Origin of the sequence: Lactobacillus sp., assembly GCF_051893255.1 — a bacterium.
Taxonomy (GTDB): Bacteria; Bacillota; Bacilli; order Lactobacillales; family Lactobacillaceae; genus Lactobacillus.
This window is the reverse complement of sequence record NZ_JBJFHB010000025.1, coordinates 32,536-42,883: the sequence shown is the minus strand read 5'-3', so window position 1 is coordinate 42,883 and position 10,348 is coordinate 32,536. Positions and strand designations below refer to the sequence as shown.

Below are 10,348 nucleotides of genomic sequence, written 5' to 3'. Positions count from 1 at the left end.
TTACACCCGCCGCAAAACGGTTGGGTCAAAAGAGCTGGTGTCGGACACGCCCGTGTACATCATCATTTCGCGGAGCTGGGCGTTCAGCTGGGCGAATTTTTTCTCAACGCCCTTGCTGCCGTCTTGCAAAAGTTCTGGTAAAATTGCGCGGCCTATCAAAACCGCATCAGCGCCCAAAGCTAGAGCCTTGTAGGCGTCGTAGCCAGACATGAGTGATCCGTCAGCAAATATGGTCATCCCGCTGCCCTTCAAGGCATCCCGGATTTCCGGCAAAACTGCTAGTGGCGGAACGCCAAACGGCAAACGGCCATGGTGGTGGGAAACGACGATCGCTGCACAGCCCGCCTCTTGGGCCTTCAGAGCATCCTGGATGGACAAAACGCCTTTTGCGATAAAAGGCAGATCGGTTTGGGCAGCGTACTCCCCCAGGTCAGCGGCCGTGATTGGGCCAAGCGGGATGCCGTCGACCACGTCATAGTGGCCATCGGTCCCCGGCACGTGGTCAATGTCGATCCCGACAGCAACCGCGCCAAGTCGCTCCGCCGTCTTAATCTCTTGGTAGATCCGCTCATGGTCGGCAAAAGGCTTGATGATGCGGACAGTTGGGCCAGCGTCTTCGACGATTTCGGCATACTCGTCGTCAGGTTCCATCCCGATCCAGTTGAGAACGCCAAGCTTTTTGGCAGCTTGGACTTTTTCCTGCATGGGCTTGCGAGTCTTGTCGGGCATAACCTTATTCAGGTGGGAGACCGCAGCGAGGGTCATGGGCGAGGTATACTTTTTGCCAAAAATCTCCGTGGCCAAATCAGGCTCGACGGCATCGATGATCCGCATCTCGACCAGCAAGCTGTCCAGGTAGGCGCGGGCGTGGACGTTGGCGTCATCGGCCTGGCCGCTGGTCACAGGAATCATCCCCGGCGGGCCCGGCCAGGGGCTGTTGGTAGTTTTGGTAGGTTCGGGCTTGGCCATCAGGGATGCGGCGCTCGCGGCATCGGTGGCGCCAGTAGTTACATCGGTCATAATTGTTCTCTCCTTCTATTTGTTACTAGTAGTATACGGCATTTTGAGAGATTGGTTGACAAAAAAGGATCAAGACCTGATGGCCTTGATCCTGAGTTTGCTATTTTGCTAAATCCTTACTTGGGTAGGCATACTTATAAAGCCAATTGCCAGCGCCGCTGCCAATCCGAATAGCCTTTGTCTTTATACCATACCGAGTTTTGGTAACTGGAGTATAGTAAAAACCGTTTCCCCCACCTGCTAGCCAAACATTACAATTAAATCCAGTCTTGCCATGCCACTTGTAGCTATAGCAAGCACGTGCATGATTATCAAAATATGCATGCCATTTATTTTGCTTTGCAGAAGAAAGATTCAGAAGCTTGTCGTCTAGTTTTTCATCTTGTTTAATCGACAGCAATTTATATAAAGGAATTCCATTCACCTTATTGGCATCAATCTTCAGTTTAACAATTTTGCCGCTATCCTTATAATACCAAGTACCTCTAGTTGCCTTGGAAGTAGTAAACTTTTTCGTGGCGCCCCATTGTTTAAGAACGGAAGATGAGCTTTCAGGTTCGGCTAATTTCTTACTTGGGTAAGCATATGCCACAAGCAAATGACCAGCACCATAATCGATTCGCAAAGCACGTATTTTAACCCCTTTACGAGTTCTTGTGACAGGAGCATAGTGGCTGCCAAAACCCCAAGCTGGAAGCCAAGGATGAATAGTTAAGGAATTAATACCATGCCAGCCCTTAATTGTTGAACCCTCAGCAATTTTGGAAAAAGATTTTCGCACCTTAACTTGTTCACTGTCAGGTAAGTCTTCTAACTTTCCTAAAAGACTACTAAAGTTCTTTGGCGATCTGTATAGAGTAACATTATCAAGCTTATGAGCAGTAATTTTTGTTTTATAGTACTTCCCATTGAGTCGATAATACCATGTGCCTCTAATTGCTTTTGGAGCAGTGTATAGTTTAGTGGCACCCCATTTTGATAACGTGGATGCCTGAACATGGTTAGCTGGCAAAATCACGCCCACACCAAGCAAGGCACCAGCTAGTAACAAAACAGAAATATATTTTCTTTTCAATTTATCCTCCAAGCTATTTTATATAAACACTATTTACTTTCGATTCTAATATGCCAAAACATAGTAACTAAACGACATCGAACCATCAGGAAAAACAGTACTTAATTTTTGATATCCAGTATTGGTTTGTCGCAATTTACAAATAGTTCCTTTTGGGAAAGTTGAAGCATTTTCAAAAAATATTTCTGGATCCACGAGTGCATAAGCTCCCAGACCGTCATATTTTGAATAGTATGGCTGCTCCTTTAATTTATAAGGCCCTTCTTTTATTATAGGCTGATATTTTAAGCTATCAGGCTCTAACCTAATAACTTTTATCAAACTACTTATTCGGACTGAACCGTCTGGATATTCTGCCTTTATGTACGTACTATTTATATTTGATTGTGTTGGATCAGCAATGTCTACATCGGTATTTCCATTTTTATCACAGAAACTAAATTCCATTCCACCATTATTATTTTTTGATTCATTTGGAAAATAACCAATAGGATTAGTAATGATGTCTTTACGAATATCTACACTTTTTTTAAATTTAACAACTAGATCCTTTACCTCGAATGGATATTGCTCACTTAGCGATTTTCCGATTTGAAATTTAATTTTTCCGGCAATTTCATGGGTTCCATCCGGATAAAATACTTGAATCGAAGTAGTTTGATAACCTGTTTTCTGGGTATCAATAGTGTTTGTATAGTAATAATCCGCATTCTTAGGTAATGCAGCTACATTGCTAACATATTTTTGGGCTGATGAATCCGAGAACCATGATCCCCACTTAAGTTGTATCGTCTTTGTTGTCAACTTTGGCGTATATTTTTGAGCCATGGGAACAGCCTTTTTGTGCTTTTTCACAGGGTAAGCGTAAAAGTCAAACCAATTTCCAGCACCAGAACCAAAACGCAGAACTGTCGTTTTTACACCGTGGTATTTCTTCGTAACTGGAACACAATATTCACCTGCCCCAGCACCGGCAAGCCAGCCATTAGTATTAAATCCAGTTTTCCCATGCCAAGTAAATGAATAAGCTTGCCACATATGCTTTTCCAAATATCGTACAGTTCTTCTACGTCTCGAATCTGGAAGACGAAACATTTTAGTCCACCACTTATCGTACTGCTTTGTCGGTAGAACCCTATACAACTTTCGACCATTAGAAGTATGAGCAGTAATTTTTAATTTCTTTGTTTTCCGACCATCTTTATACTGCCAAGTTCCTCTAGTCGCCTTAGGTGTCGTGTACAATTTCTTGGCGCCCCAAGGTGCTGCAGATACTGGATTTACAATAGTTACAGCAAATAGATTAGTTACCAAAAGACTAGCGAGGATTAGTCTATACTTTCTTTCCATAACTATACTCTCCGAGCACTCTAGCTACTTATTCTCTTTGTAGGTAACGACAATATCCTCATCCTTGCTCCACGGATAAGCCCTCTTACGTGGGACCGTCTTAACTGAAGAGGTGTAGCCATCAATTTGCGGCACCTTGTAAGCCTTGTAATAAACGACATTCCATTTGCCGTAAGTCTTCTTCTTAGTCTTCCAATTTTGGTGAACTATCCGGTTGAAGTCGGCATCTTGTTCAATACTTTCTTTATTTCCATCCGGATCGATAACGGTAATGTTGCGTACATGGCCTACAACTTGCATTGTTATCTTGTATGGCAACTTCTTGAAGTATTTGGTTTCAATGAACTGTAAAGGACCGACTTGGTAATACTTCTTACCGTGGAACTTCAAATATCCATAAACAGTTACCTTCTCGTTTTTTCTAAACCACATCATGGTTTTCTTGTAATCCTTGCGGGAAAGGTCAAGTACTGGCGACCTTCTAGCAAGGTAGCGAATATCTGGTTCTTTATTACGCTTTAGATTCAGCCTTGATTGCTTAGTTTTTTTCTTCTTAGACTTCTTAACCGTTTTCGCTTGGACAAGCGTAGATGGATTGTTTACCCAAAACGCTGTTGACCCAAACATTGATACTGCTAACAAGGCAGTTGCGAATTTCTTTATCCTTAGTTTCAACATTTTTTCTCTTTCAAAAATTACAACACAACTACAAAAAACGTCTTAGAGTTTTCCAAGACGTTTCTTGAACTACTTTTCAATCCTTACGGGGCTATATAGATGATACATCGCAGTTGAACCGAAGTTACCTTCTAGCACAGGGTAAACCTTATTACCCTTTACAACAAATGAAAAATCACCAAGCTTGTGAGCCTTTACAACTGATTTATCCCAACCATGTTGTGCTTTATTAATCTTACTCTTGATCTGACTAGAGTTGCCTTTCAAAACGTCGCTAAACTTCAGTTTCTTCCCAGTCTTCAAAGAATAAGTAACTGCTTGCCCCCAACTGTTCCCTTGGCCATAAAAAATGTGGTTATCATAGCCAACTGAGAAGTAATTGTCTGACTTAAAGACGTGAGCCTTTTGAGATACTAAGTAGAACACATTTTCCTTGAAGGTTTGGCTATCGAACATACTATTCTTAAGGCTTGATGCAGCACCCTTACCTTCCTTCTTGTAGAGTTTCCAAATGCTGGTGTACTTAGCATGCAAGCCCTTGTTGATCTTCTTGGCACCAGCAGAATTACTGGTCAATTTAACCTCATCAGCCTTAAATTCCATCTTGCCCTTCTTGACGTAACGCTTCTTACCGTTATAGTCACTTGCCTTAAACGGCTTCAAATAGCTGACCTTCTTATGTTTTACAATCTTATATCCAGACGTCTTAGCTTGAACATGGTTAACTGGTAAAGCTGCGCCAACGCCAAGCAAAGCACCAGCGATCAACACAGCAGAAATACGCTTTGACTTCATTTGCTTCTCCTTTTTCTCTTTTAAACACTTATACAAGTCAATTGTAGCACTCATCTTTTTCCCCGGATCAAGCAAATGTAAAATCTGGGTATTTTTATAGTTATCTTTCTAAAAGCCCCTAGCTATCCGTCTCACTTGTAAACTACATAAAAGCTCACTATCGAAATAGGTCATCATCAAATATGTTTAGCGTTTAACACTTATAGCAACCGCTTAGTTAACCGCATACAAAAAGCCCCAGAAGCTCGACTCCGCAGCTTCTAGGGCTTTTGACATTATTTTTCAATTTTCAGCGGCTTGAAAAAGTGGAAAGGCACATCTGAAATGTAACCCTTGTAAACCGGATAAACCTTTTTGCCCTTAACGATAAAGGATAGGTTATTCAGCTTCTCGCCCTTCAGGTAAAAACGATCCGACTTGGTCTGCGCCTTGTAGATCCGCTTCATGATTTTCGAAGGCGAACCCTTCAAAACGTCTGTAAGTTTGAGCTTCTTGCCAGTCTTGAGGGAATAAGTTACCGCATCCCCCCACTCGACCTTGCCGGTCTCCTCTTCGTGCTGGTAGTTCACCACAGAAAAGTACTTGCCAGAGACATAAACCTTAGCCGTCTGCTTATCTGCATGGAAAATGCTATTCTTCAGGGCCCAGTCGTCCTGGTTGGTGTCGTAGATCGACTCAGCCAGATCCTTGCTCTCCGCCTGAAAATACTTGGCAGCATCGGTATAGTTTTTATGCAAATACTTGTTTATCTTCTTCGACCCTTTGGCCTTACTCTGGATGTGCGGCTCCTCATAGGAAAACGTCATTTTACCGTTATTAACGGTGACTTCCTTGCCATCCTTATCAAAGCAGGTAAAAGTGGGCAGTTTTTTCACCTTTTGGTGTTTAACAATCTTATATTTTACTGTTTTAGCTTGAATGGAGTTCGCCGGCAACATCGCTCCAACACCGAATAAAGCGCCAGCGACCAACACAGCAGAAATTCGCTTCGACTTCATTTCTTTTTCTCCCATTTCTTTCAAACACTTATCTAACTCAATTGTAGCACTGATGGGAAAAGGTGAAGAAGGCAAATGTGAGTGCTTGCAAATTTTTACAAAAATTACTTGGCCAGCTTCTTGCTTGGGTAGGCGTAACCTGCAACTTGGTGACTTGCCCCGCCTTCAAGGCGGAGCGCGCGAGTTCTAACGCCCTTGCGGGTTCTGGTCACTGGAACGAAGTAGCTACCAAAGCCCATCTCCGGTAGCCAGTTATTCATGTACATTTCTTGAACTCCGTGGAATTTGGAACTGGTTGAGGCTTCGGCAATCTTGCTAAAAGTCTTCCGCAACTTCACCTGTTTGCTCTGTGATTGCTTTTCAAACTTGCCCAGCAAGGTGCTAAAGTTCTTTGGCGTCTTATACAAGGTAACGTTGTTGTACTTGTGAGCCGTGATCTTGATTTTTTCAACCTTGTTGTCAAAAGCTGACTTGGTGTACCAGGTGCCCCGCACTGCCTTTGGGGTAGTGTAGAGCTTAGTTGCACCCCACTTAGACAGGGTGGATGCTTGTGCGTGGTTGGTGGTCGTTGCAGCGCCGATGCCAAAAAGAGCACTAGCAGCTAAAACTGCGGTAAGACGGGCTGGTTTCATGTTATTTCCTCTGTTCTTTTTTTATAAAAACTACTTGGCTAACTTTCTGCTTGGGTAGGCATAGTAAGATAACCAGTTTCCTGCCCCACCACCAAAGCGCACTGCGCGTGTTTTCACGCCATAACGGGTCCGTTTTGCAGGAGTAATATACGTACCACTAGCTCCTGCTAACCATTGACGGCAAACGAAGCCACTATGTCCGTGCCACTTAAAGTCGGAAGCTTCCATACGATCCTTATACAGATATTTCCAGGCTTTGTTATATTCCTTCGACTTTAGTTTGTGTAATTTATCAAACCACTCACTATATTCTTTAGATGGAAGTTGCTTGTACAGTTTACGTCCATCCATGGAGTGAGCTGTAATCTTCGTTTTCTTGATCTTACCCGATTCCTTGTAATACCAGGTTCCTCGCATCACCTTGGGTACCGTATAAAGTTCCTTAGCACCCCATGAAGCAGCTGAGACGGTGTTGGTATTAGCTTGCAAAGTAGCCCCAACGCCTAGCAAAGCCCCAGCGATCAACACAGCAGAAATCCGCTTTGACTTCATAAATTTCCTCTTTTCTCTTTTAACACTTATTTAATCAAATTATATCATTGCTAGCCGCGCCACTACCAATAGTTATTTAATAATCTGAGGTACTAAGTAACTTTTCACCAATATCACAGCTCTATTACAGCTACCTGATAACTTTTTATAAAAAATCACCAAACAACGCACTTATTTGTTAAATAACATAAGATAATCTCTATAGCTGGCTTTGTATGCTTTTTTAAGCAAATAATGATAAAATTAATTTAGTAAAAAGAGAAATCCTGCAAGGAGGAAAAAAGATGAAGTTAAAGAATGCAGCCACCCTGCTTTTGGCGGGTGGCCTAGCAGCTGGCGCCTATCTGCCGGGCCAAGCCCAGGCTAAAGCCAGCTACAAGATCCAGTTCACCAAGACGGCCTACGTCTACACCGCCAAGGGCAAGAAGACGAAGACCCACTACTCTAAGAGCAAGGTGGCGACCGCCTACAAGACCGTGAAGGTCAAGGGCAAGAGCTACTACGATCTGGGGCACGGCGAACTGGTGAAAACCAGCGATGCCAAGAAGTACGTGGTCAAAAAGTCTGCGTACAAGACTAGCACGCAGACTAAGAAGATCGTTCGGACCATCCAGCTTTATAAGCCAAATGGCGACGTGACTAAGAAGATCCAAAACGCCTACGTCAAGCGGATTGTTAAGCAAAACACCAAGACTAAGAAAAAGACTTATGGCAAGTGGAGCACGTCCAGCTGGGCAGCCTACACTGTGCCAGAGGAAGACGGCTATGAGGCTTCTCAGAGCACGGTTGCTAGCGAGGACGTTTTTTCTACGACCAAAAACAAGACTGTCAAGGTGACCTACAAGGAAGTCAAGAACACGCTGACGATTACGGCCGTGAACTTTAAAGTTACGGCTACGGGTAAGGATCCTGATGCCTTCATTGGAGCTTACAAGCTGAATAGCGATCAAACCTTGGAGGATGTTGAAAGTAATGTGGAAGTAGCACAAAATGTAGACCTCCTAGACAATACCAGCAAAAACTACCCTTGGGTCTACACGGTTATTGAAGAAGGCGTTGATAAAAAAGGCATCCTCTACTACCACTTACAAGAGGATACTGAAGGTGCTACTAGTGTCTGGGTTAAGGCTAGCGATTTTACCAAGACTACTGAAGCAAATAACGTTAACGCAGCAACTCGCTTCCAATGGACAGAAAAAGAAAATCGTGCTGTCGAGCAAGCCGACCTTCAGCTCTTAAACTCTTACCGTGCTGCTGTTGGGGTTGCCCCATTAACTATCGCTGTTGATCAGCAAGCTGCTACTGATGCTCGTGCTCAAAAAGGAGTTGAATATAGAAAAGCTACCGGTCAATTAAGCCATAACTACGCATTCGGCGCAAGTGAAAATCTAGCTGGAGGATATATTTCTCAAAAGTTATCGACTCAAGCATTTATTGATTTTACAATGTCTGGAATTAAGGATAGCTGGGACACTGAGAAAAAAACTTATGACAACCATTCAACTGGCAAAACTGGTCACTACACAACTATCATCAATCCTAAGTATTCTAAGGTAGCTATCTCGACCGTTCCATATACTAATGACAAGGGGTATCTTTGCTATTTCACCGTTGAAGAATACTTCCGTTAATTAACGAGAAAAAGTCTAGAAGCACAATTTTGGCTTCTAGACTTTTTTGCTATGCTAAAATCAACGCGATTGCGATCGTCGTCTAGCTTTTCCATTGGAGAAAAAGTAACGCATCCCTTTACGAACAGGGATGCGTTTTTTATTATATTGCTTTCTGATGACGGATGGCCTGGAGCCCCATGAGAATGGTGAACAGAAGCATGATCGGCAACACCAAATTTGCTTGGACGAAAGCCACAGCGAACGCTACGCCGTACCCGCCAAAAAGGATCAGCCGAGCAACTGGATACATGACTTCGTCTTTTTCAGCGGTGGGATTGTCTTTCACGATTGACCAGTCCAAAAATTGAAAGGTCAAGGTCCACAGGAAAACCATCATAACGTAGATCACCGCCGCCAGGCTAGACTGCGAAAAACGGCCGATCAACCCTGTGCCAAAAGGTACCAAGGTTTGGAAAAAGAGCCAGATCCCATTGATCAGGAAAGTCCTTGTTGAGATCACGTCTGCTTTTTGAAAAGCATTGTGGTGTGACCGCCAGGCCAGGTAGATTTGTGAAAAGCTGACAATGTAGGCGAGCAAGACTGGCCACTGTGCTAGGAGCGTTGCCGTAGATAGCTTTTCTGGCACTTGCAGCTCTAATACCATGATGGTGGCTGCGATGGCCACGATTCCATCAGTTAGCGCGATGATCCGATTTTTGTCCATGTCTGTTCCTTTCTTCAATGGCTAGTTAATTCAAATTTATTATTCACTAATATACAGTATCTAGGGCAGAATTTGAACATCAATTTACGCCAACAATGATCAGTATCAATTCTATTGTGTCAACTTCTTACTTGGATAAGCATAGTAATAAAGAAGGTGACCTGCACCATAATCAACGCGTATTGCTGTACTTAGCTAATTTAGCACTATTTCCTTGAAAATGGTATCATACAAATATAATCTAACTAATACGAGGTAACCACCATGACCAAGCAAATCCTGCAAGTCGGCTTTTTGGGCGCGGGTAAAAGCACTCACCGCTACCAAGGCCCCTTCATTGCTAAATTAACTGACAAATTCCACATCAAGACCATCTGGGCCCGCAACCTCTCCCACGTCAAGTGGGACCACATCGCTGGCGCCGTTTACACCGAGAACATCGACGACGTCCTCCAAGATCCAGAGATCGACCTGGTCGTCATCTCTCTTCCCGTCCTCCACTATGAATATACGAAAAAGGCGCTCCTGGCTGGGAAAAATATCGTCTGCGAAAAGCCTTTTACCGAAACCCGGGCGCAAGCCGAAGAACTTTTTAACCTGGCTAAGGAAAAAGGACTCCTTTGCATGTGCATCCAAAACCGCCGCTTTGACTCCGACTTCCTGACCGCCCAAGCCGTGATCGAATCTGGCCGCCTGGGCGACATCTACGAAGTGGAGATGCACTACGACTATTACAGAAAAGACGTGGTCGACGCCGCCAAGTTCGACGCCTTTGGCTCCTTCTTGTACCAGCACGCCTGCCACACCCTGGACCAAGCTATCAGCTACTTCGGTCTGCCGCAGGACTACCGGGTGGAAGCCAAGCAGCTGCTGGGGGCTGGCCGCGGCAACGACTACTTTGACATCGACCT

General features: G+C 43.9%; 11 protein-coding genes. 2 read left to right on the top strand and 9 right to left on the bottom strand.

Annotated features, from left to right (window positions below; all coding sequences use genetic code 11):
- The 8 genes from ACI4WN_RS02325 to ACI4WN_RS02290 all read right to left on the bottom strand — a co-directional run bounded on the left by ACI4WN_RS02325 (position 1) and on the right by ACI4WN_RS02290 (position 7,100).
- Positions 1-1,020 carry an alpha-hydroxy-acid oxidizing protein gene (locus ACI4WN_RS02325; protein WP_439776805.1) on the bottom strand — a complete coding sequence of 340 codons (1,020 nt, stop codon included), beginning with the start codon at positions 1,018-1,020 and terminating at the stop codon, positions 1-3.
- Between the two features lie 100 nt (positions 1,021-1,120).
- Complete coding sequence (locus tag ACI4WN_RS02320) at positions 1,121-2,095, bottom strand: hypothetical protein (protein ID WP_154487099.1); 975 nt, start codon at positions 2,093-2,095, stop codon at positions 1,121-1,123.
- A gap of 45 nt (positions 2,096-2,140) precedes the next feature.
- Positions 2,141-3,445: a Rib/alpha-like domain-containing protein gene (locus ACI4WN_RS02315; RefSeq protein WP_439776804.1), complete on the bottom strand. Its 1,305-nt coding sequence runs from the start codon at positions 3,443-3,445 to the stop codon at positions 2,141-2,143.
- Between the two features lie 24 nt (positions 3,446-3,469).
- Positions 3,470-3,877 (bottom strand): mucin-binding protein, encoded by a 408-nt coding sequence (locus ACI4WN_RS02310; protein WP_439776803.1) that lies wholly within the window; start codon positions 3,875-3,877, stop codon positions 3,470-3,472.
- 315 nt (positions 3,878-4,192) lie between these two features.
- On the bottom strand, positions 4,193-4,918 hold the full coding sequence (locus ACI4WN_RS02305; protein ID WP_154487096.1) for a hypothetical protein: 726 nt from the start codon (positions 4,916-4,918) through the stop codon (positions 4,193-4,195).
- A gap of 275 nt (positions 4,919-5,193) precedes the next feature.
- Positions 5,194-5,916 carry a hypothetical protein gene (locus ACI4WN_RS02300; protein WP_154487095.1) on the bottom strand — a complete coding sequence of 241 codons (723 nt, stop codon included), beginning with the start codon at positions 5,914-5,916 and terminating at the stop codon, positions 5,194-5,196.
- 104 nt (positions 5,917-6,020) lie between these two features.
- Positions 6,021-6,548 carry a hypothetical protein gene (locus ACI4WN_RS02295; RefSeq protein WP_154487094.1) on the bottom strand — a complete coding sequence of 176 codons (528 nt, stop codon included), beginning with the start codon at positions 6,546-6,548 and terminating at the stop codon, positions 6,021-6,023.
- A 30-nt stretch (positions 6,549-6,578) separates the two neighbouring features.
- The gene (locus tag ACI4WN_RS02290) at positions 6,579-7,100 is read right to left on the bottom strand and encodes a hypothetical protein (RefSeq protein WP_154487093.1); all 522 of its coding nucleotides are present in this window, start codon (positions 7,098-7,100) and stop codon (positions 6,579-6,581) included.
- A gap of 284 nt (positions 7,101-7,384) precedes the next feature.
- Here ACI4WN_RS02290 and ACI4WN_RS02285 point away from each other — a divergent pair, with 284 nt between their 5' ends.
- Positions 7,385-8,731: a CAP domain-containing protein gene (locus tag ACI4WN_RS02285; RefSeq protein ID WP_439776802.1), complete on the top strand. Its 1,347-nt coding sequence runs from the start codon at positions 7,385-7,387 to the stop codon at positions 8,729-8,731.
- A 142-nt stretch (positions 8,732-8,873) separates the two neighbouring features.
- Here the strand turns inward: ACI4WN_RS02285 and ACI4WN_RS02280 are convergent, their stop codons facing one another.
- Positions 8,874-9,437: a TMEM175 family protein gene (locus tag ACI4WN_RS02280; protein WP_439776801.1), complete on the bottom strand. Its 564-nt coding sequence runs from the start codon at positions 9,435-9,437 to the stop codon at positions 8,874-8,876.
- 264 nt (positions 9,438-9,701) lie between these two features.
- Between ACI4WN_RS02280 and ACI4WN_RS02275 the strand changes: the two genes are divergently transcribed.
- The coding region (locus ACI4WN_RS02275) for a Gfo/Idh/MocA family oxidoreductase (RefSeq protein WP_439776800.1) at positions 9,702-10,348 on the top strand (647 nt) is incomplete at its 3' end.